General features: G+C 65.5%; 29 protein-coding genes. 26 read left to right on the forward strand and 3 right to left on the reverse strand.

The window, feature by feature from the left end; all coding sequences use genetic code 11:
* Positions 1–136: 136 nt before the first annotated feature.
* The 9 genes from rpsJ (at position 137) to rplP (ending at position 5,027) form a co-directional block, all read left to right on the forward strand.
* The gene (rpsJ, locus tag OCGS_RS12330; RefSeq protein WP_007427582.1) at positions 137–457 is read left to right on the forward strand and encodes a 30S ribosomal protein S10; all 321 of its coding nucleotides are present in this window, start codon (positions 137–139) and stop codon (positions 455–457) included.
* A 4-nt stretch (positions 458–461) separates the two neighbouring features.
* A complete protein-coding gene (gene rplC / locus OCGS_RS12335; RefSeq protein ID WP_007427583.1) occupies positions 462–1,337 on the forward strand; it encodes a 50S ribosomal protein L3 in 876 nt (291 codons plus the stop codon).
* Positions 1,334–1,954, forward strand: coding sequence for a 50S ribosomal protein L4 (gene rplD / locus OCGS_RS12340; protein WP_007427584.1), 621 nt, complete (start codon positions 1,334–1,336; stop codon positions 1,952–1,954). Before rplC ends, rplD begins: the two co-directional genes overlap by 4 nt.
* Positions 1,951–2,247 (forward strand): 50S ribosomal protein L23, encoded by a 297-nt coding sequence (locus tag OCGS_RS12345; protein WP_007427585.1) that lies wholly within the window; start codon positions 1,951–1,953, stop codon positions 2,245–2,247. The genes rplD and OCGS_RS12345 overlap by 4 nt, the downstream gene beginning before the upstream one ends.
* A 123-nt stretch (positions 2,248–2,370) precedes the next feature.
* Positions 2,371–3,213, forward strand: a complete 843-nt coding sequence (gene rplB / locus OCGS_RS12350; protein ID WP_007427586.1) for a 50S ribosomal protein L2 — start codon at positions 2,371–2,373, stop codon at positions 3,211–3,213.
* A gap of 1 nt (position 3,214) precedes the next feature.
* The gene (gene rpsS / locus OCGS_RS12355) at positions 3,215–3,493 is read left to right on the forward strand and encodes a 30S ribosomal protein S19 (protein ID WP_007427587.1); all 279 of its coding nucleotides are present in this window, start codon (positions 3,215–3,217) and stop codon (positions 3,491–3,493) included.
* Entirely contained in the window at positions 3,490–3,879 is a 390-nt protein-coding gene (gene rplV, locus OCGS_RS12360; protein WP_007427588.1) for a 50S ribosomal protein L22, read from the forward strand. The genes rpsS and rplV overlap by 4 nt, the downstream gene beginning before the upstream one ends.
* Complete coding sequence (rpsC, locus tag OCGS_RS12365; RefSeq protein WP_007427589.1) at positions 3,879–4,601, forward strand: 30S ribosomal protein S3; 723 nt, start codon at positions 3,879–3,881, stop codon at positions 4,599–4,601. The genes rplV and rpsC overlap by 1 nt, the downstream gene beginning before the upstream one ends.
* Before the next feature lie 12 nt (positions 4,602–4,613).
* Positions 4,614–5,027, forward strand: coding sequence for a 50S ribosomal protein L16 (rplP, locus tag OCGS_RS12370; protein WP_007427590.1), 414 nt, complete (start codon positions 4,614–4,616; stop codon positions 5,025–5,027).
* 67 nt (positions 5,028–5,094) lie between these two features.
* Here rplP and OCGS_RS12375 read toward each other — a convergent pair whose 3' ends face one another.
* The gene (locus OCGS_RS12375) at positions 5,095–6,021 is read right to left on the reverse strand and encodes a class I SAM-dependent methyltransferase (protein WP_007427591.1); all 927 of its coding nucleotides are present in this window, start codon (positions 6,019–6,021) and stop codon (positions 5,095–5,097) included.
* Positions 6,022–6,238: 217 nt separating this feature from the next.
* On the opposite strand from OCGS_RS12375, the gene rpmC reads away from it, so the two are divergent.
* The 11 genes from rpmC to rpmD all read left to right on the forward strand — a co-directional run bounded on the left by rpmC (position 6,239) and on the right by rpmD (position 10,548).
* Positions 6,239–6,451, forward strand: a complete 213-nt coding sequence (gene rpmC, locus OCGS_RS12380; RefSeq protein ID WP_007427592.1) for a 50S ribosomal protein L29 — start codon at positions 6,239–6,241, stop codon at positions 6,449–6,451.
* Positions 6,452–6,454: 3 nt separating this feature from the next.
* On the forward strand, positions 6,455–6,685 hold the full coding sequence (gene rpsQ / locus OCGS_RS12385; protein ID WP_007427593.1) for a 30S ribosomal protein S17: 231 nt from the start codon (positions 6,455–6,457) through the stop codon (positions 6,683–6,685).
* A 75-nt stretch (positions 6,686–6,760) separates the two neighbouring features.
* The gene (rplN, locus tag OCGS_RS12390; RefSeq protein ID WP_007427594.1) at positions 6,761–7,129 is read left to right on the forward strand and encodes a 50S ribosomal protein L14; all 369 of its coding nucleotides are present in this window, start codon (positions 6,761–6,763) and stop codon (positions 7,127–7,129) included.
* Between the two features lies 1 nt (position 7,130).
* Positions 7,131–7,436: a 50S ribosomal protein L24 gene (gene rplX, locus OCGS_RS12395; RefSeq protein WP_007427595.1), complete on the forward strand. Its 306-nt coding sequence runs from the start codon at positions 7,131–7,133 to the stop codon at positions 7,434–7,436.
* Positions 7,436–7,999, forward strand: a complete 564-nt coding sequence (rplE, locus tag OCGS_RS12400) for a 50S ribosomal protein L5 (RefSeq protein WP_007427596.1) — start codon at positions 7,436–7,438, stop codon at positions 7,997–7,999. The genes rplX and rplE overlap by 1 nt, the downstream gene beginning before the upstream one ends.
* Before the next feature lie 13 nt (positions 8,000–8,012).
* Positions 8,013–8,318, forward strand: coding sequence for a 30S ribosomal protein S14 (gene rpsN, locus OCGS_RS12405; RefSeq protein ID WP_007427597.1), 306 nt, complete (start codon positions 8,013–8,015; stop codon positions 8,316–8,318).
* 14 nt (positions 8,319–8,332) lie between these two features.
* Complete coding sequence (gene rpsH, locus OCGS_RS12410; protein WP_040611015.1) at positions 8,333–8,725, forward strand: 30S ribosomal protein S8; 393 nt, start codon at positions 8,333–8,335, stop codon at positions 8,723–8,725.
* 10 nt (positions 8,726–8,735) lie between these two features.
* Positions 8,736–9,269, forward strand: a complete 534-nt coding sequence (gene rplF, locus OCGS_RS12415) for a 50S ribosomal protein L6 (protein ID WP_007427599.1) — start codon at positions 8,736–8,738, stop codon at positions 9,267–9,269.
* Between the two features lie 9 nt (positions 9,270–9,278).
* Positions 9,279–9,638 (forward strand): 50S ribosomal protein L18, encoded by a 360-nt coding sequence (rplR, locus tag OCGS_RS12420; protein WP_007427600.1) that lies wholly within the window; start codon positions 9,279–9,281, stop codon positions 9,636–9,638.
* Positions 9,639–9,779: 141 nt separating this feature from the next.
* A complete protein-coding gene (gene rpsE / locus OCGS_RS12425) occupies positions 9,780–10,358 on the forward strand; it encodes a 30S ribosomal protein S5 (protein WP_007427601.1) in 579 nt (192 codons plus the stop codon).
* A gap of 4 nt (positions 10,359–10,362) precedes the next feature.
* Positions 10,363–10,548 (forward strand): 50S ribosomal protein L30, encoded by a 186-nt coding sequence (gene rpmD, locus OCGS_RS12430; RefSeq protein ID WP_007427602.1) that lies wholly within the window; start codon positions 10,363–10,365, stop codon positions 10,546–10,548.
* 54 nt (positions 10,549–10,602) lie between these two features.
* Here rpmD and OCGS_RS12435 read toward each other — a convergent pair whose 3' ends face one another.
* Both OCGS_RS12435 and OCGS_RS12440 read right to left on the reverse strand, forming a co-directional pair.
* On the reverse strand, positions 10,603–11,661 hold the full coding sequence (locus OCGS_RS12435; protein WP_007427603.1) for a glycosyltransferase 61 family protein: 1,059 nt from the start codon (positions 11,659–11,661) through the stop codon (positions 10,603–10,605).
* Positions 11,662–11,769: 108 nt separating this feature from the next.
* Positions 11,770–12,519, reverse strand: a complete 750-nt coding sequence (locus tag OCGS_RS12440; RefSeq protein WP_007427604.1) for a TylF/MycF/NovP-related O-methyltransferase — start codon at positions 12,517–12,519, stop codon at positions 11,770–11,772.
* 267 nt (positions 12,520–12,786) lie between these two features.
* Between OCGS_RS12440 and rplO the strand changes: the two genes are divergently transcribed.
* From rplO to OCGS_RS12470, 6 genes are all read left to right on the forward strand, one after another.
* Entirely contained in the window at positions 12,787–13,263 is a 477-nt protein-coding gene (gene rplO, locus OCGS_RS12445) for a 50S ribosomal protein L15 (protein WP_007427605.1), read from the forward strand.
* A 106-nt stretch (positions 13,264–13,369) separates the two neighbouring features.
* Complete coding sequence (gene secY / locus OCGS_RS12450; RefSeq protein ID WP_007427606.1) at positions 13,370–14,758, forward strand: preprotein translocase subunit SecY; 1,389 nt, start codon at positions 13,370–13,372, stop codon at positions 14,756–14,758.
* Positions 14,755–15,420 carry an adenylate kinase gene (locus OCGS_RS12455; RefSeq protein ID WP_007427607.1) on the forward strand — a complete coding sequence of 222 codons (666 nt, stop codon included), beginning with the start codon at positions 14,755–14,757 and terminating at the stop codon, positions 15,418–15,420. The genes secY and OCGS_RS12455 overlap by 4 nt, the downstream gene beginning before the upstream one ends.
* 172 nt (positions 15,421–15,592) lie before the next feature.
* Positions 15,593–15,961 (forward strand): 30S ribosomal protein S13, encoded by a 369-nt coding sequence (rpsM, locus tag OCGS_RS12460; RefSeq protein ID WP_007427608.1) that lies wholly within the window; start codon positions 15,593–15,595, stop codon positions 15,959–15,961.
* 15 nt (positions 15,962–15,976) lie between these two features.
* A complete protein-coding gene (gene rpsK / locus OCGS_RS12465) occupies positions 15,977–16,366 on the forward strand; it encodes a 30S ribosomal protein S11 (protein ID WP_007427609.1) in 390 nt (129 codons plus the stop codon).
* 119 nt (positions 16,367–16,485) lie between these two features.
* On the forward strand, positions 16,486–17,502 hold the full coding sequence (locus OCGS_RS12470) for a DNA-directed RNA polymerase subunit alpha (RefSeq protein ID WP_007427610.1): 1,017 nt from the start codon (positions 16,486–16,488) through the stop codon (positions 17,500–17,502).
* The last annotated feature ends 109 nt before the right edge of the window (positions 17,503–17,611 follow it).

Consider the following 17,611-nt stretch of genomic DNA (forward strand, 5'->3'; position numbering starts at 1 on the left):
CGTCGTCAGCAAGATCCTCGCCTGAGCGGACGCGCCCCTTCGGGGGCGGCCTGCGAAACGATGAAGACGGTCCGATGTGGGGCGGAAACGGTTTCCTCCCCACCTCTCGACCGATACCCCTGGAAGGGATACGACCATGGCAGGTAGCCAGAACATTCGCATCCGCCTGAAGGCGTTCGATTACCGCGTGCTCGACAGCAGCACGCAGGAAATCGTCTCGACCGCCAAGCGGACCGGCGCATCGGTGCGCGGACCGATCCCGCTGCCCAACAAGATCGAGAAGTTCACCGTCCTGCGCGGGCCGCATGTGGACAAGAAGTCGCGCGACCAGTTCGAGATCCGCACGCACAAGCGCATGCTGGATATCGTCGACCCGACCCCGCAGACCGTCGATGCGCTGATGAAGCTCGATCTTGCGGCCGGCGTCGCCGTCGATATCAAAGTGATGGGGGCCTGATCCGATGCTGCGTTCCGGCGTAATCGCGAAGAAGGTGGGCATGACCCGCATCTTCCAGGAGGACGGTCGCCAGATCCCGGTCACCGTTCTGCAACTCGACACGCTTCAGGTGGTCGCCCAGCGCACCCCCGAGGCGCATGGCTATGCCGCCGTGCAACTCGGTGCCGGCACCGCCAAGGCCAAGAACACCTCGAAGGCCATGCGCGGCCATTTCGCGGTGGCCAACGTGGCGCCCAAGCGCAAGATCGCCGAGTTCCGCGTCGCCCCCGAGAACCTCATCGCCGTCGGCGAGGAGATCACCGCGAACCACTATTTCGAGGGCCAGTTCGTCGATGTCAGCGGCACCTCCATCGGCAAGGGTTTTGCCGGGGCGATGAAGCGGCACAATTTTGGCGGCCTGCGCGCGTCGCACGGCGTGTCGATCAGCCATCGGTCGCACGGCTCGACCGGCCAGTGCCAGGATCCGGGCAAGGTGTTCAAGGGCAAGAAGATGGCCGGACACATGGGCGCCGCCCGCGTGACCACGCAGAACCTTCAGGTCGTCAAGACCGATGCCGACCGGGGACTGATCATGGTCAAGGGCGCGGTTCCCGGCTCCAAGGGCGGCTGGGTCACGATCAAGGACGCGGTCAAGAAGCCCGTCCCCGACAACGTGATCTACCCCGCGGCGCTGAAATCCGCCGCCGAGGAGGCCGAACGTCTGGCACGGGCCGCCGCCGAGGAAGCCGCCGCCGCCGAAGCCGCCGAGGCCGAGCGCCTGGCAGCCGAGCAGGCCGCAGCCGAGGAAGCCGCGTTGAAGGAAGCGCAGGCCGACATCGCCGAGGAGAAGTCGGACACCGACAATTCCGACGCCACGCCGACCGAGGGAGACGACAAATGAAACTCGACGTGATCACCCTCGACGGCGGCAACGCCGGTTCCGTCGATCTCGGAGACGAGATCTTCGGGCTGGAACCGCGCGCCGACATCCTGCACCGCGTGGTGCGCTGGCAGCGTAACAACGCGCAACAGGGCACGCACAAGGTCAAGACCCGCTCCGAGACGTCCTATTCGACCAAGAAGATCTATCGCCAGAAGGGCACCGGCGGCGCACGCCACGGCGACCGCAACGCGCCGATCTTCCGCAAGGGCGGTGTCTACAAGGGCCCGACCCCGCGCAGCCACGGCCACGACCTGACCAAGAAGTTCCGCAAGCTGGGGCTCAGGCACGCGCTGTCGTCCAAGGCGGCGACCGGCAATCTCGTCGTTCTCGACAGTATCGACATGGCGGAAGCCAAGACCGGCGCGCTGGCGAAAAGCATCGCCAAGATGGGCTGGAAGCGCGCGCTGATCATCGACGGTGCCGCGGTGAACGAGAACTTCGCGCGGGCCGCGGCCAATATCGAAGGTCTGGACGTTCTGCCCAGCATGGGCGCCAACGTCTACGACATCCTCAAGCGCGACACGCTGGTCATCACCAAGGCCGGCGTCGAAGCTCTGGAAGCGAGGCTGAAATGAGCGCGAAACCCGAACATTACGACGTGATCCGCAAGCCGATCATCACCGAGAAGGCGACCATGGCGTCCGAAAACGGCGCCGTCGTCTTCGAGGTGGCGATGGATGCCGCCAAGCCGCAGATCAAGGAAGCGGTCGAGGCTTTGTTCAACGTCAAGGTCAAGGCCGTGAACACCTCCATCGCCAAGGGCAAGACCAAGCGCTTCCGCGGCAATCTCGGCACCCGCCGCAACGTGAAGAAGGCGTATGTCATGCTCGAAGAGGGCAACACGATTGACGTGACCACCGGTCTCTAATATCAGGCCGCACCGATCCGGCCCCGGCGCGTTCCGGGGCCGGTCCTTTTTTCTTCGGGGACCTGCGGGGCCCTTCACATCCGGGCCGACCTGGCCCGCACAAGCAGACGGAAGACAGAAAGCATGGCACTCAAGTCGTACAAGCCGACGACGCCGGGCCAGCGCGGGCTGGTGCTGATCGACCGTTCGGAGCTGTGGAAAGGCCGTCCGGTCAAGGCCCTCACCGAGGGTCTGTCCAAGCATGGCGGTCGAAACAACACCGGACGGATCACGATGCGCCGCAAGGGCGGCGGGGCGAAGCGTCTCTACCGGATCGTCGATTTCCGGCGGACCAAGCACGATATGTCCGCGGTCGTCGCGCGTATCGAATACGATCCCAACCGCACCGCGTTCATCGCGCTGATCCAGTACGAGGACGGCGAGCAGCGCTATATCCTCGCGCCCCAGCGGCTGGCCGTGGGCGACAAGATCGTCAGCGGGTCCAAGGTCGACATCAAGCCCGGCAACGCGATGCCGTTCCAGGGCATGCCCATCGGCACGATCGTCCACAACATCGAGCTGAAGCCCGGCAAGGGCGGCCAGATCGCGCGTGCCGCCGGCACCTATGCCCAGTTCGTCGGCCGGGACGGCGGCTATGCGCAGATCCGCCTCAGCTCGGGCGAATTGCGGCTGGTGCGCCAGGAATGCATGGCGACGGTCGGGGCGGTCTCGAACCCCGACAACAGCAACCAGAATATCGGCAAGGCGGGGCGCAACCGCCATTACGGCAAGCGGCCTTCGGTCCGCGGCGTCGTGATGAACCCGATCGACCACCCGCATGGCGGCGGCGAGGGCCGCACCTCGGGCGGCCGTCATCCGGTCACGCCGTGGGGCAAGCCCACCAAGGGCGCGCGCACCCGCAACAAGAACAAGGCGAGCCAGGCGATGATCATCCGCTCGCGTCACGCCAAGAAGAAAGGCCGCTGATATGAGCCGGTCCGTCTGGAAAGGCCCCTTCGTCGACGCTTACGTCCTCAAGAAGGCCGAAAAATCCCGCGAGAGCGGCCGCAACGAGGTCATAAAGATCTGGTCGCGCCGGTCCACCATCCTGCCCCAGTTCGTGGGCCTCACCTTCGGCGTCTACAACGGCAAGAAGCACATCCCGGTCAACGTGTCCGAGGATATGATCGGTCAGAAGTTCGGTGAGTATTCGCCGACCCGGACCTATACCGGCCATGCCGCCGACAAGAAGGCGAAGCGCAAATGAGCAAGGAAAAGCAACCCCGCCGCCTGCCCGAGAACGAGGCGATGGCCAAGGTCCGCATGCTGCGCACCAGCCCGCAGAAGCTGAATCTTGTGGCGCAACTGATCCGCGGCAAGAAGGTCGAGCGTGCGCTGAACGAACTGACCTTCGACAAGAAGCGCATCAGCGCCGATGTCCGCAAGTGTCTTCAGTCCGCCATCGCCAACGCCGAGAACAACCACAACCTCGACGTGGACGAACTGATCGTCGCCGAGGCCTGGGTCGGCAAGAACCTGACCATGAAGCGTGGACGCCCGCGGGCGCGCGGACGGTTCGGCCGTATCGTCAAGCCGTTCTCGGAACTGACGATCAAGGTCCGGCAGGTCGAAATGAATGGGGAGAATGCCTGATGGGCAACAAGGTCAACCCCGTCGGAATGCGGCTTCAGGTCAACCGGACCTGGGACAGCCGCTGGTATGCCGACACCAAGGATTACGGCAATCTTCTGCTCGAAGACATCCGTATGCGCGAATTCATCCGCGAGGAATGCAAGCAGGCCGGCATCAGCCGCGTGATCATCGAACGTCCGCACCGCAAGTGCCGCGTCACGATCCACACGGCCCGTCCCGGCGTCATCATCGGCAAGAAGGGCGCGGATATCGAGACGCTGCGCCGCAAGCTGGCCGCGATGACCGCGTCGGAACTGCACCTCAACGTGGTCGAGGTCCGCAAGCCCGAGCTTGACGCCTATCTCGTCGGCGAAAGCATCGCGCAACAGCTCGAGCGCCGGGTCAGCTTCCGCCGCGCGATGAAGCGGTCGGTGCAGAACGCCATGCGCATGGGGGCCTTGGGGATCCGCGTGAACCTGGCCGGCCGTCTCGGCGGTGCCGAGATCGCGCGCACCGAATGGTATCGCGAGGGGCGTGTGCCGCTGCACACGTTGCGCGCCGATATCGACTTCGCCCGCGTCGAGGCCAAGACCGCCTATGGCATCATCGGCATCCAGGTCTGGATCTTCAAGGGCGAGATCCTCGAGCACGATCCGGGCGCCCGCGACCGCAAGGCGCAGGAATTGCAGGATGGCCCCGCGCCCCGTGGCGCCGGCGGCGGTCGCCGCGACCGCGACCGGTAAGGAGTAGAAAAGATGCTGCAACCAAAGCGCACCAAATTCCGCAAGATGCACAAGGGCCGCATCCACGGCGAGGCGAAGGGCGGGTCGGATCTGAACTTCGGCACGTTCGGCCTCAAGGCGGTCGAGCCCGAGCGGATCACCGCGCGCCAGATCGAGGCCGCGCGCCGCGCCATGACGCGCCACATGAAGCGTCAGGGCCGCGTCTGGATCCGGATCTTCCCCGACACCCCCGTCTCGTCCAAACCGACCGAGGTGCGGATGGGCAAGGGCAAGGGATCGGTCGATTTCTGGGCCGCCAAGGTCAAGCCCGGACGCATCATGTTCGAGCTTGACGGCGTGAACGAAGCCACCGCCCGCGAGGCGCTGCGCCTCGCCGCGATGAAGCTGCCGATCAAGACGCGAACGGTCATCCGCGAAGACTGGTGAACAGCCGGTCATCGGAATCAATGCAGGGCGGGGCACGATGCCTCGCCCTTTCGCGTTCCGTCGCCGGTCAATCCCGGCGGGTCGCGATCGCGCAGATGCTGTCGTATTTGAACCGCGCGGGCGCAGCGACGGTCAGCGCGAGCAGCAGCGGATAGTAAAGCGCCGTCCGTTCCTTCGGCGTCATGCGATAGGCGCCCCTGTCGCGATAGAACCCGATCATCGGCCGCCCGAACGCGGCCCAGCTTTGCGCCACCTGCCGCCGGTAATGCCGCCAGCGCAGATTGACCGCGCCGAATCCCGCCTTGTCGAACGCCGCGCGCAGGCTGCGACCGGTCCATAGCGTCAGATGGCGCGGCACCCCCAGATGCTGCCAGTTCAGCGGCGCCATGCGAAAATCCAGACAATCGGCATTCGGCACCTCGACCACGGCGCGCCCGCCTTGCCGCAGCAATCCGCGCATCTGTTCCAGCGCGGCGATAGGGTCGGTCGTGTGCTCCAGCACATGCTTGCACAGCACCAGATCGAACGCGCCGCGCGGCACGGCATCGGGCACGGCCTCGGCCGTTCCCGCATGGACGGTCAGCGGAAAATCCGCGCGGCGCGACGCGGCATTCGGGTCCGGCTCCACCCCCGTTACGTCATGCCCCATCGCCGCCAGCGCCAGCATCGCATCGCCGGCCCCCGCGCCCATATCCAGCACCCGCGCGCCCGGCGGCAAATCGCGCGCCAGGTCCTCCAGCCCCGTCACGCCCCGATCGGCGAACCAGGCCAGCTTCTCCAGAACCCGAAAGCCCAACGTGGTGCGGCGATGGCGCGTCACGCCGGCGGGGGCATGGGTGTGATAATCGTCGATCCGGTAATGATCGGCCAGCACGTCGGGCGGGGGCAGGGGGGCCACCCCCGCATAACCGTCCGCATCGCAGCGCCAGATCGCGAAGCTGCGGTCGCTGTCGGGCTTGCGCCAGTCGCCGGGCACGTCGAACCAGGGACGCATCCTTGCGCCGCATACTCTGCATTCCACGCCAATTCCCCCGCCGGTTGCGCTACCGATGACCGACGCGGCGCCGCGCGGCAAGGGATCGTGCGCATCGGTCGAGATTCCGGTTGCGTCCGGGCCACAACACCCCTAGACGCACCGGACCACCCACTCCACCGGATTCGAGGTGACCCTGTTTCGGGGCCTTCCGGTGATGTTGAAAGGATCCGCGGCGATGGACGCCACCGAACTTCATTCCAAGACGCCGGACGAGCTGCGCGATCGCCTCGCCAGCCTCAAGAAGGAGGCGTTCAACCTGCGCTTCCGCCAGGCGACGAACCAGCTCGACAATACCGCGCAGATGCGCAACGTCCGCCGCGACGTGGCGCGCGTCAAGACCGTGCTCAACCAGAAGGCCGCCGCCGCGGCCAAGACGACGGAGGCCTGATTCATGCCCAAACGCATCCTGACCGGCACCGTCACCAGCAACCAGAACGAACAGACCGTCACCGTTTCGGTCGAACGTCGCTTCACGCATCCGGTGCTGAAGAAGACGATCCGCAAGTCGAAGAAGTACCGCGCCCATGACGAGGCGAACGCCTTCAACGTGGGCGATCAGGTGCGCATCCAGGAATGCGCCCCCAAATCCAAGACCAAGCGCTGGGAGGTGATCGCCTCCTAAGGGCCGTCACACCCGGTTTGAACGAAACCCTGGGGATGAGGCGCGCGTCGCCCTCCAAAGGTCGGGAGAAACCAAATGATCCAGATGCAGACCAATCTGGATGTCGCTGACAATTCCGGCGCACGCCGTGTTCAGTGCATCAAGGTTCTGGGCGGATCCAAGCGGAAATACGCCTCTGTCGGCGACATCATCGTGGTGTCGGTGAAAGAGGCGATTCCGCGCGGCCGCGTCAAGAAGGGCGACGTGCGCAAGGCCGTCGTCGTGCGCACCGCCAAGGAAGTGCGCCGCGAGGACGGCACCGCCATCCGCTTCGACCGCAATGCCGCCGTCATTCTCAACAATGCGGGCGAGCCCGTGGGCACCCGTATCTTCGGGCCGGTCGTGCGCGAACTGCGCGCCAAGAACTTCATGAAGATCATCTCGCTCGCCCCGGAGGTGCTGTGACATGGCTGCGAAACTGAAAAAGGGCGACAAGGTCGTCGTTCTGACCGGCAAGGACAAGGGCCGTCAGGGCGAGATCACCACCGTTCTGCCCGCCCGCGGCAAGGCCATCGTCGATGGCGTCAACGTCGCGATCCGCCACACCAAGCAAAGCCAGACCAGCCAGGGCGGCCGTGTGCCGCAGGCGATGCCCATCGACCTGTCGAACCTCGCTCTGGTCGATTCCGCGGGCAAGCCCACGCGCGTCGGCTTCCGCTTTGAAGAGGGCAAGAAGGTCCGCTTCGCCAAGACCACGGGGGACACGATCTGATGCTCGACACCGCCACTTATACCCCGCGCCTCAAGACCTTCTACCGCGAAACGGTCCGTCCCGCGATGAAGCAGGAATTCGGCTTCACCAACGACATGCAGATCCCGCGCCTGGACAAGATCGTCCTGAATATCGGCGCCGGGTCCGAGGCCGTCCGCGACAGTAAGAAGGCCAAGACGGCCGCCGACGACCTGACCACCATCGCCGGCCAGAAGGCCGTCATCACCAAGGCCAAGAAATCCATCGCCGGATTCCGCGTCCGCGAGGACATGCCGCTGGGGGCCAAGGTCACGCTGCGGGGCGACCGCATGTACGAATTCCTCGACCGTCTCATCACCGTGGCGATGCCCCGCATCCGCGACTTCCGCGGCGTGTCGCCCAAATCCTTCGACGGGCGCGGCAACTACGCGATGGGGCTCAAGGAACATCTGGTCTTCCCCGAGATCAATTTCGACAAGGTCGACGAGGTCTGGGGTCTGGACATCGTGATTTGCACAACCGCGTCCGACGACGCTCAGGCCAGGGCGCTGTTGAAGCAGTTCAACATGCCCTTCACAGCTTAAGAGGACCGGACACATGGCGAAGAAATCCATGATCGAACGCGAAAAGAAGCGTCAGGCGCTGGTCGAGCAATATGCCGCCAAGCGCAAGGCGCTCAAGGACGTGGCCCGCGACGAAAGCCGCCCGATGGACGAACGGTTCAAGGCGCAGCTCAAGCTGGCCAAGCTGCCGCGCAATTCCAGCGCGACGCGGCTGCACAACCGCTGCCAGCTGACGGGACGGCCCCACGCCTATTACCGCAAGCTGAAAATGTCACGGATCGCGCTGCGGGATCTCGGCTCTGACGGCCAGATACCCGGCATGGTCAAGTCGAGCTGGTAAGGGGGGTATAGATTATGAACGATCCTCTTGGCGATATGCTGACCCGGATCCGCAACGCGCAGATGCGCGGCAAATCCACGGTGGTCACGCCCGCGTCCAAGCTGCGGGCCTGGGTGCTCGACGTGCTGGCCGACGAAGGCTATATCCGCGGCTACGAGAAAGTCACCGGGGCCGACGGCCATCCGGCAATCGAGATCAGCCTGAAATACTACGACGGCGCGCCGGTCATCCGCGAGATCAAGCGCGTCTCCAAGCCCGGTCGCCGCGTCTACATGGCGACCCGCGACGTGCCGTCGGTGCGTCAGGGTCTTGGCGTATCCATCATCTCGACGTCCAAGGGCGTCATGTCCGACGCTTCGGCACGCACCGCGAATGTCGGTGGCGAAGTGCTCTGCACCGTGTTCTGAGGAGGGCAGGATGTCTCGTATCGGAAAACGCCCCGTCCCGCTTCCGTCGGGTGTCGAAGCGAAGATCAGCGGCCAGACGGTCGAGGTGAAGGGCCCCAAGGGCACCCGCAGCTTCACCGCGACCGACGATGTGACGCTCGCCATGCAGGACGGCGCCGTGTCGGTCACGCCGCGCGGCAAGTCCAAGCGCGCGCGCGAACAATGGGGCCTGTCGCGCACCGTCGTGAACAACCTCGTCACCGGCGTCTCGACCGGCTTTCGCAAGGAACTGGAAATCCAGGGCGTCGGCTATCGCGCGCAGATGCAGGGCAATGTCCTGCGCCTGAACATCGGCCTGTCGCACGACGTCAACTTCGAAGTGCCGTCGGACGTGACCGTCACCGCCCCCAAGCAGACCGAGATCGTGGTCGAGGGCATCGACGAACAGCGCGTCGGCCAGGTCGCCGCCAACATCCGCGACTGGCGCCGTCCCGAACCCTACAAGGGCAAGGGCATCCGCTATAAGGGCGAATCCATCTTCCGCAAGGAAGGCAAGAAGAAGTAAGGACCGGACATGGCCAACAGTAAACGGGATCTGTTCCTGAAGCGCCGTCTGCGCGTCCGGAACAAGCTGCGCAAGGTGAATGCCGGGCGTCCGCGCCTCAGCGTGCACCGCAGCAACAAGAACATCAGCGTCCAGCTGATCGACGACGTGAACGGCGTGACGCTCGCCTCGGCCTCCTCGCTCGAGAAGGAACTGGGCATCGTCGGCAAGAACAACGTCGAAGCCGCGGCGAAGGTCGGTCAGGCCATCGCCGAACGTGCTAGGGCCGCAGGCGTCGAAGCCGCCTATTTCGACCGCGGCGGCTTCCTGTTCCACGGCAAGGTCAAGGCCCTTGCCGAAGCCGCGCGCGAGGGCGGGCTCAAGCTGTAAGGACAGGGCCCTGGGGATCGGCCGGATCGCCGGGGACGAACCGAAGATGCAGGCGGCACGCTGCCGCCTCGATGATCCGGGGGCATCCGCCCACCAAGGATCGAGACCACACCGCCCGACGGGCACAGATCAGGAGCCGACATGGCCAGAGACGACAACAGAGGCGGCGGTCGCGGCCGCCGCGACGAGACGCCCGAATTCGCCGACCGCCTGGTCGCGATCAACCGCGTCAGCAAGACCGTCAAGGGCGGCAAGCGCTTCGGCTTCGCGGCGCTGGTCGTCGTGGGCGATCAGCGCGGCCGCGTCGGCTTCGGCAAGGGCAAGGCCAAGGAAGTCCCCGAGGCGATCCGCAAGGCCGGCGAAGCCGCCAAGCGCAACATGATCCGCGTGCCGCTGCGCGACGGCCGCACGCTGCACCACGACACCCACGGCCGCCACGGTGCCGGCAAGGTGTTCATGCGCACCGCTCCGCAGGGCACCGGCATCATCGCCGGCGGCCCGATGCGCGCCGTGTTCGAGATGCTGGGCGTTCAGGACGTGGTGGCGAAATCCATCGGGTCGCAGAACCCCTACAACATGATCCGCGCCACGCTCGACGGTTTGGTGAACGAGGCCAGCCCCCGTTCCGTCGCCCAGCGCCGCGGCAAGAAGGTCGCCGACATCCTGCCCAAGCGCGAGGATGCCACCCATTCGTCCGACCAGGTAGCCGAGGAGGCCTGATCCCATGGCAACAATCGTCGTCAAGCAGATCGGCAGCCCGATCCGCCGTCCGAAGATCCAGCGCGCCACGCTGAAGGGTCTGGGCCTGAACAAGATGCACCGCACGCGCGAACTGGAAGACACGCCCAGCGTCCGCGGCATGGTCAACTCCATCCCCCACCTCGTCACGATCGTCGAGGAAAAGGGCTGACACCGGCCCTTCGCGCAGTCACGGACATACCCCGCTTCGGCGGGGTATTTTCGTTCAGGCCCGCGTTTCCCGCTGCCGCGCCATTCCCATCTCGATCAGCCGCAGCACCTTGTCGATATCGGCGACATAGCCGCCGTCGCGCTTGACGGCGACGGTCGTGGCCATCAGGCCGGGCGTGCCGTTGACGTAATCGGCGGCGACGTTGTTGAAACGGTCGGCGGGGTTGACGATGACGTGCACCGCATCCTCGCGCGAGGCGAGGAAGACGTTCATCCAGTGGCTTCCTTCCATCGATACCGTCACCGGCGCATTGCCCGCCGCCGCCCAGATGCCGCGCAGATCGTCGCTCGTGTCGGTGATTGCGAAACCGCGTGCCGCCAGCGCATCGGCCAGCGCGTCCTCGTTCAGCAGAACCCTGTCGGTTCCCGTCCGCCCGCGCCGCAGGAACACCCCCGCGACCCCGGCATCGCCCGCGATCGCCCGGACTTCCGCCCGCAGCCGTGCAAGCCGTGCCGCGCGCCCGGTATTCTGCCCGATATCGCGGCAATAGGACAGCGTGTCGAATTGCACGAAATCCGCCTGAACCCGATCGATGCCCAGCAACTCGACATATTGCCTTGCATGCGGCCAGCCGGGGTTCACCGGTAGATACAGATCCTCGTCCGGCCGCCGCAGCAGCCGGGTAGTCAGCGCATCCGTCACCCAGTGACCGAAATACCGCTGCGCCACCGGGATCGCGGCGAAAAACCCCTTTTCGCGCCGCTCGATCCTGGCCGTCAGAAGGTCGCGATAGCGGATCGGCCCATAGCGCGCGAAGGCGTCCAGCCCGCTGAAGAACCCGAAAGGGGTGGCCAGCACATCCTTCAGCACATAGCGGATCGTCGCCTGATGCGTCACCGCGCCCCCGTCCACCCGCTGCCATTCTTCGGCGACGCTCCGGCCCTCGTCGGCGCCGGTCGGCAGCGCGCGATCCTCGGGCAGCGTCAGCACCGCCCCCGTGTGCCGCCGCTCGGCGGGATGTTCCTCGATCACCTCGACGGCGGCGGCGTCCAGCCCCCGCATGGGCCGCAGCCGCTTGGCGACCTGACCCAGAATCGGCAGGCAGCGGTTCATGACTCTCTCCGGTAAAGGCGCCGCGTCGCAGCCTTGCCGGTCTAGATCAATCGAATTGGGGCGCGGATCAAGCGGTTCGGAGTCAATCGGTTAACAGCGCGCAAACCGTCAGGGGATGCGGAACACCGTCGCCCCGCCGGCGCGGCGGTCGTCGATTAACGCGATGTCCGGCCGGTCGGCCAGAAATTCGTTCACGGCAAGGCGACACCCCTCGAAGGATTGGTAATCGTCGATCTGAACCCAACCCCCCGGCGCCATACGCGGCACGAACGTGTTCAGCACCAGCTTGACCGGCGCATAGAAGTCGCAATCGACATGCAGGAAGGCGATCTGCCGAACATCCGCCACGGGCAGCGTGTCGTCGAACCAGCCGCGATGCACCGTGACGCGATCCATCGCCGCGCCGACCTTGCGCAGCACCGCCATCACCCGGCGGGGGCTGCCGACCACATCGCCCACCCAGACCGCCGCGCCCTCGCCATCCTCGTCGGTCGCCTGCGGCAATCCTTCCCAGGCATCGAACAGATGCACCCGGCGGCTTTCGTCGTGGCGCGCGGCATAGGCCATGATCGCGGCGGTGCCGCCGTCCAGAACGCCGCATTCCACGAAATCGCCGGGGACGCCTTCGGCGATCAGGGCCGTCGTGCGGTCGAGGATGGAATCCTGCCGCTTCTGCGAGACCTGCGTATAGGGCCAAACCGTCTGGAACGGCTCCTCCTTGCGGGCCTTGCCCCGCAGAAGCCGCTTGCGCACCCCCCGCGCATAGGGGTGCAGGGCCTTGGGAAGCATGCGTCGCAGCAGCCTGTAGGATTGCGCCGGGGCATCGCCCGAAACCTTGTCGAAATTGCGGTCGTCCAAAGGAAATCTCCGCTCGGTGCGTGAATGTGTATGCGGTCGGCGGGCAGGGGGATTCTGTCGATAACCGGAATGTGTTCGATACCAGCACGGGCGCGTCCCGTCTGGCAAGCGCCGCTGTCCCTGCCGATCCCGTGGCGGGCGCCCTTCGGCACCGCCTTGTCACGTTCCGCCTTGCGGTCTATACGCCGCGGGTCCGCACGGACTCGTATCATGCCGCGTCCGCCCCATCCCGCTCGCGGGGCGCGTCCGGCCCACAGGAGAGCGACGATGAAACTGAACGAACTTCACGACAATCCCGGCGCCGCCAAGAAGCGGATGCGCGTCGGCCGCGGCCCCGGTTCGGGCAAGGGCAAGACTGCCGGTCGCGGCGTCAAGGGCCAGAAATCCCGCTCGGGCGTGGCGATCAACGGCTACGAGGGCGGCCAGATGCCGCTTTATCAGCGTCTGCCCAAGCGCGGCTTCAACAAGCCCAACCGCAAGCAATACGCCGTCGTCAATCTGGGCCTGATCCAGAAATTCATCGACGCCGGCAAGCTGGGCGCCGAAATCACCGAGACCGAGCTTGTCGATAGCGGCCTGATCCGCCGGCGCCGCGACGGTATCCGCGTGCTGTCCAAGGGCGACCTGACCACCGCCGTCACGCTGACCGTCACCGGCGCCAGCAAGTCGGCGATCGAGGCCGTGGAAAAGGCGGGCGGCACCCTGACCGTCACGGCCCCGGCCAGCGCGGCGGCCGCCGAGTGACGGGCGGCGGGCGGCGACACGTCCGCCCGCCTTCGTCTTACGGGTTTTCACACGCCGCGCGTCCCTCCGGGGGATGGCGCGGCGTCCTGCTTGAAAGAGACCGATAATGGCATCAGCCGCCGAACAGATGGCCGCGAACATGAGCTGGGGCGCCTTCGGCAAGGCGACCGAGCTTCGGGCGCGCATCCTCTTCACCCTGGGCCTGCTCTGCGTCTACCGCCTCGGCACCTACATCCCCGTGCCCGGCATCGACGGGCTGGAACTGCGTCAGTTCATGGATCAGGCGGCCACCGGCATCGGCGGCATCCTCAACATGTTCACCGGCGGCGCGATTTCGCGCATGGGGATCTTCGCGCTGGGGATCATGCCCTACATCTCCGCGTCGATCATCGTGCAGTTGATGACCGCGATGGTCCCGCAGCTCGAATCGCTCAAGAAAGAGGGCGAGGCGGGTCGCAAGAAGATCAACCAGTATACCCGTTACGGCACCGTGTTCCTGGCGACGTTCCAGGCCTACGGCCTCGCCGTGTCGCTCGAGGCGGGGGGCCTCGTCACCGATCCGGGCTGGTTCTTCCGCGTGGCCTGCGTCATCACGCTGGTCGGCGGCACCATGTTCCTGATGTGGCTGGGCGAACAGATCACCCAGCGCGGCATCGGCAACGGCATCAGCCTCATCATCTTCGTCGGCATCATCGCCGAAGTTCCCGCCGCCCTGGCGCAGTTCTTCGCCTCCGGCCGCTCGGGCGCGATCAGCCCGGCCATCATCGTCGCCGTCATCGTCATGGTCGTGGCTGTGATCGCCTTCGTGGTGTTCATGGAACGCTCCTTGCGCAAGATCCACATCCAGTATCCGCGCCGCCAGGTCGGGATGAAGGTTTATGACGGCGGCTCCTCGCATCTGCCGATCAAGGTCAACCCCGCCGGCGTCATCCCCGCCATCTTCGCCTCGTCGCTGCTGCTGCTGCCCACCACGCTTGCCACCTTCAGCGGCGGGCAGACCGGCCCCGTGATGTCCACGATCCTCGCCTATTTCGGGCCGGGCCAGCCGCTCTACCTGCTGTTCTTCGGCGCGATGATCGTGTTCTTCACATACTTCTACACCGCCAACGTCGCCTTCAAATCCGAGGATGTGGCCGAGAACCTCAAGAACCAGAACGGCTTCATCCCCGGCATCCGTCCCGGCAAGCGCACGCAGGATTATCTCGACTATGTCGTCGCGCGCATCCTCGTGCTGGGCAGCGCCTATCTCACCGCCGTGTGCCTTCTGCCCGAATTCCTGCGCGCCGAATTCGCCATCCCGTTCTATTTCGGCGGCACCTCGGTGCTGATCGTCGTCAGCGTCACGATGGACACGATCCAGCAGATCCAGTCGCACATGCTGGCCCACCAATACGAGGGCCTGATCGAGAAATCGCAGTTGCGCGGCAAGCGCCGGACGTCCACCAAAGGGGGCAGGGGCACGTCACGCCCCGTCAGAGGGGGCACCCGCAAATGAACATCATCCTTCTTGGACCGCCGGGGGCGGGCAAGGGAACGCAGGCGCGCATCCTGGTCGAACAGCGCGGCATGACGCAGCTTTCCACCGGCGACATGCTGCGCGAGGCGCGGACATCGGGCACTGAAATGGGCCACCGCGTCGCCGCGATCATGGATTCGGGCCAGCTCGTCACCGACGAGATCGTCATCGGCCTGATCGAGGAACGGATGCGCGACGATCAGGGCGGCGGCTTCATCTTCGACGGCTTTCCGCGCACGCTGGCGCAGGCCGACGCGCTCGAGGCGCTGCTGGATCGCACCGGAAACCATCTCGACGCCGTCATCGCGATGGAAGTCGACGATTCCGCCCTCGTCCAGCGCATCACCGCCCGGTCCACCTGCGGCCAGTGCGGCGAGGTCTATAACGACATCACCCGCCCCCAGCCCGCCGACGGCAAGTGCATCAATTGCGGCGCCTCCGATTTCCGCCGCCGCGCCGACGACACCGAAGAGGCGCTGAAAACCCGGCTGATGGAGTATTACAAGAAGACATCGACCCTGATCGGCTATTACCACTGCAAGGGCACCCTGCGCCCCATCGACGGCCTCGCCCCGATGGCCGACGTCGCCGAGAGGATCGCGGCGATTCTTGACGAAACCCGGCAGCCCGCATCCGCTTGACGCCCGGGCGAATCTCCTCTAATGGCCACCATCCCGTTAGGGAATGGTGAATGCAGGGGTCGCGCCCCGCCGCCGCATCTCGAACCAGCACCGGCCCGTGGCGACCGCCTCGGGCCTGCGTTGTGAAAAAAGGGCCTGGCATCACGGGCCCGCAACGAAAGGAAGATACCTCTTGGCACGTATCGCCGGGGTCAACATCCCCACCGCAAAACGGGTCCCCGTGGCCCTGACCTACATCACCGGTATCGGTCCCAGCGCCGCGCGCACGATCTGCGACGCGACCGGTATCGACCAGTCGCGCCGGGTGAACGAACTCAGCGATGCCGAGGTTCTGAAGGTTCGCGAATATATCGACGAAAACCTGACGGTCGAGGGCGATCTGCGCCGCGAGACCCAGATGAACATCAAGCGCCTGATGGATCTGGGCTGCTACCGGGGTCTGCGTCATCGCCGCAACCTGCCGGTTCGCGGCCAGCGCACCCATACCAACGCACGCACGCGCAAGGGCCCCGCGAAGGCCATCGCCGGCAAGAAGAAATAGAGGAGGGCTTTCGACATGGCACGCGATACGCGCCGCACCAAGAAGAAGGTCTCCAAGAACATCGCCGCCGGCGTTGCTCATGTGAATTCCTCGTTCAACAACACCAAGATCCTGATTTCCGATGTGCAGGGCAACGCCATTTCCTGGTCGTCCGCCGGCACCTGCGGTTTCAAGGGATCGCGTAAATCCACCCCCTATGCCGCCCAGATGGCGGCCGAGGATGCCGGCCGCAAGGCGCAGGAACACGGTGTCCGCACCCTCGAGGTCGAGGTTCAGGGGCCGGGTTCGGGCCGCGAAAGCGCCCTGCGCGCGCTGGCTGCTGCCGGGTTCAACATCACGTCGATCCGCGACGTGACGCCGATGGCGCATAACGGCTGCCGCCCGCCCAAGCGCCGCCGCGTCTGACGTTCCTGTTCCTGGACGGGCCGTGCCGACCGCTGGTCAGGCGCGGCCCGCCCTTGTCGTTTTCAACCTCGGGTGCGGATCGTCGGCATGGGCCGTCCGCAGGAATTGAGGAGACACACATGCTTCACAAGAACTGGCAGGAACTGATCAAGCCGACGCAACTGGTGGTCAAGCCCGGCAACGACCGCCAGCGTCAGGCGACGGTCATCGCCGAACCGCTGGAACGCGGCTTCGGCCTGACGCTCGGCAACGCGCTGCGCCGGGTGCTGATGTCGTCGCTTCAGGGCGCCGCCATCACCGCCGTCCAGATCGACAACGTCCTGCACGAATTCAGCTCGGTCGCCGGCGTCCGCGAGGACGTGACCGACATCGTCCTGAACCTCAAGGGCGTGGCGCTGCGGATGGATGTGGACGGGCCCAAGCGCATCTCGATTTCCGCCAAGGGGCCGGCCGTCGTGACCGCCGGCGACATTTCCGTCACCAACGGGATCGAGGTTCTGAACAAGGCCCATGTGATCTGCCACCTCGACGAGGGCGCGGATCTGTTCATGGAACTGACCGTCAACAGCGGCAAGGGCTATGTCAGCGCCGACAAGAACCGCCCCGAGGATGCGCCGATCGGCCTCATGCCCATCGACGCCATCTATTCGCCGGTGCGCAAGGTCAGCTATGACGTGCAGCCCACCCGCGAGGGGCAGGTTCTGGATTACGACAAGCTGACGCTCAAGCTGGAAACCGACGGCTCGATCACCCCCGACGATGCCGTGGCCTATGCCGCGCGGATCATCCAGGACCAGCTCTCGATCTTCGTCAACTTCGACGAACCCGAAAGCGCCAGCCGCTCGGACGAAGACAGCGGCCTCGAATTCAACCCGCTTCTGCTCAAGAAGGTGGACGAGCTGGAGCTTTCGGTCCGGTCGGCCAACTGCCTCAAGAACGACAACATCGTCTATATCGGCGATCTGATCCAGAAGACCGAGGCCGAGATGCTGCGCACGCCGAACTTCGGCCGCAAGTCCCTGAACGAGATCAAGGAAGTGCTGTCGGGCATGGGGCTGCACCTCGGCATGGACGTGGAAGAATGGCCCCCCGAGAATATCGAGGATCTGGCCAAGAAGTTCGAGGACAGCTTCTGACCCTCTCCCGCAGGGGGGCACCGCCCCTCCTACGGGACTCTTACGGAAGTCTTACGGTTTGAATATGGGCAATCCCGCCCCAATGAAGCGGCAGACACGCATCTGACCG

Origin of the sequence: Oceaniovalibus guishaninsula JLT2003, assembly GCF_000299575.1 — a bacterium.
In the GTDB taxonomy this organism is placed as follows: Bacteria; Pseudomonadota; Alphaproteobacteria; order Rhodobacterales; family Rhodobacteraceae; genus Palleronia; species Palleronia guishaninsula.

Bases quoted from the DNA above. Each gene is read 5' to 3' on its own strand.
- rpsJ (WP_007427582.1), top strand. From the start codon at position 137: ATGGCAGGTAGCCAGAACATTCGCATCCGCCTGAAGGCGTTCGATTAC.
- rplC (WP_007427583.1), top strand. From the start codon at position 462: ATGCTGCGTTCCGGCGTAATCGCGAAGAAGGTGGGCATGACCCGCATC.
- rplD (WP_007427584.1), top strand. From the start codon at position 1,334: ATGAAACTCGACGTGATCACCCTCGACGGCGGCAACGCCGGTTCCGTC.
- OCGS_RS12345 (WP_007427585.1), top strand. From the start codon at position 1,951: ATGAGCGCGAAACCCGAACATTACGACGTGATCCGCAAGCCGATCATC.
- rplB (WP_007427586.1), top strand. From the start codon at position 2,371: ATGGCACTCAAGTCGTACAAGCCGACGACGCCGGGCCAGCGCGGGCTG.
- rpsS (WP_007427587.1), top strand. From the start codon at position 3,215: ATGAGCCGGTCCGTCTGGAAAGGCCCCTTCGTCGACGCTTACGTCCTC.
- rplV (WP_007427588.1), top strand. From the start codon at position 3,490: ATGAGCAAGGAAAAGCAACCCCGCCGCCTGCCCGAGAACGAGGCGATG.
- rpsC (WP_007427589.1), top strand. From the start codon at position 3,879: ATGGGCAACAAGGTCAACCCCGTCGGAATGCGGCTTCAGGTCAACCGG.
- rplP (WP_007427590.1), top strand. From the start codon at position 4,614: ATGCTGCAACCAAAGCGCACCAAATTCCGCAAGATGCACAAGGGCCGC.
- OCGS_RS12375 (WP_007427591.1), bottom strand. From the start codon at position 6,021: ATGCGTCCCTGGTTCGACGTGCCCGGCGACTGGCGCAAGCCCGACAGC.
- rpmC (WP_007427592.1), top strand. From the start codon at position 6,239: ATGGACGCCACCGAACTTCATTCCAAGACGCCGGACGAGCTGCGCGAT.
- rpsQ (WP_007427593.1), top strand. From the start codon at position 6,455: ATGCCCAAACGCATCCTGACCGGCACCGTCACCAGCAACCAGAACGAA.
- rplN (WP_007427594.1), top strand. From the start codon at position 6,761: ATGATCCAGATGCAGACCAATCTGGATGTCGCTGACAATTCCGGCGCA.
- rplX (WP_007427595.1), top strand. From the start codon at position 7,131: ATGGCTGCGAAACTGAAAAAGGGCGACAAGGTCGTCGTTCTGACCGGC.
- rplE (WP_007427596.1), top strand. From the start codon at position 7,436: ATGCTCGACACCGCCACTTATACCCCGCGCCTCAAGACCTTCTACCGC.
- rpsN (WP_007427597.1), top strand. From the start codon at position 8,013: ATGGCGAAGAAATCCATGATCGAACGCGAAAAGAAGCGTCAGGCGCTG.
- rpsH (WP_040611015.1), top strand. From the start codon at position 8,333: ATGAACGATCCTCTTGGCGATATGCTGACCCGGATCCGCAACGCGCAG.
- rplF (WP_007427599.1), top strand. From the start codon at position 8,736: ATGTCTCGTATCGGAAAACGCCCCGTCCCGCTTCCGTCGGGTGTCGAA.
- rplR (WP_007427600.1), top strand. From the start codon at position 9,279: ATGGCCAACAGTAAACGGGATCTGTTCCTGAAGCGCCGTCTGCGCGTC.
- rpsE (WP_007427601.1), top strand. From the start codon at position 9,780: ATGGCCAGAGACGACAACAGAGGCGGCGGTCGCGGCCGCCGCGACGAG.
- rpmD (WP_007427602.1), top strand. From the start codon at position 10,363: ATGGCAACAATCGTCGTCAAGCAGATCGGCAGCCCGATCCGCCGTCCG.
- OCGS_RS12435 (WP_007427603.1), bottom strand. From the start codon at position 11,661: ATGAACCGCTGCCTGCCGATTCTGGGTCAGGTCGCCAAGCGGCTGCGG.
- rplO (WP_007427605.1), top strand. From the start codon at position 12,787: ATGAAACTGAACGAACTTCACGACAATCCCGGCGCCGCCAAGAAGCGG.
- secY (WP_007427606.1), top strand. From the start codon at position 13,370: ATGGCATCAGCCGCCGAACAGATGGCCGCGAACATGAGCTGGGGCGCC.
- OCGS_RS12455 (WP_007427607.1), top strand. From the start codon at position 14,755: ATGAACATCATCCTTCTTGGACCGCCGGGGGCGGGCAAGGGAACGCAG.
- rpsK (WP_007427609.1), top strand. From the start codon at position 15,977: ATGGCACGCGATACGCGCCGCACCAAGAAGAAGGTCTCCAAGAACATC.
- OCGS_RS12470 (WP_007427610.1), top strand. From the start codon at position 16,486: ATGCTTCACAAGAACTGGCAGGAACTGATCAAGCCGACGCAACTGGTG.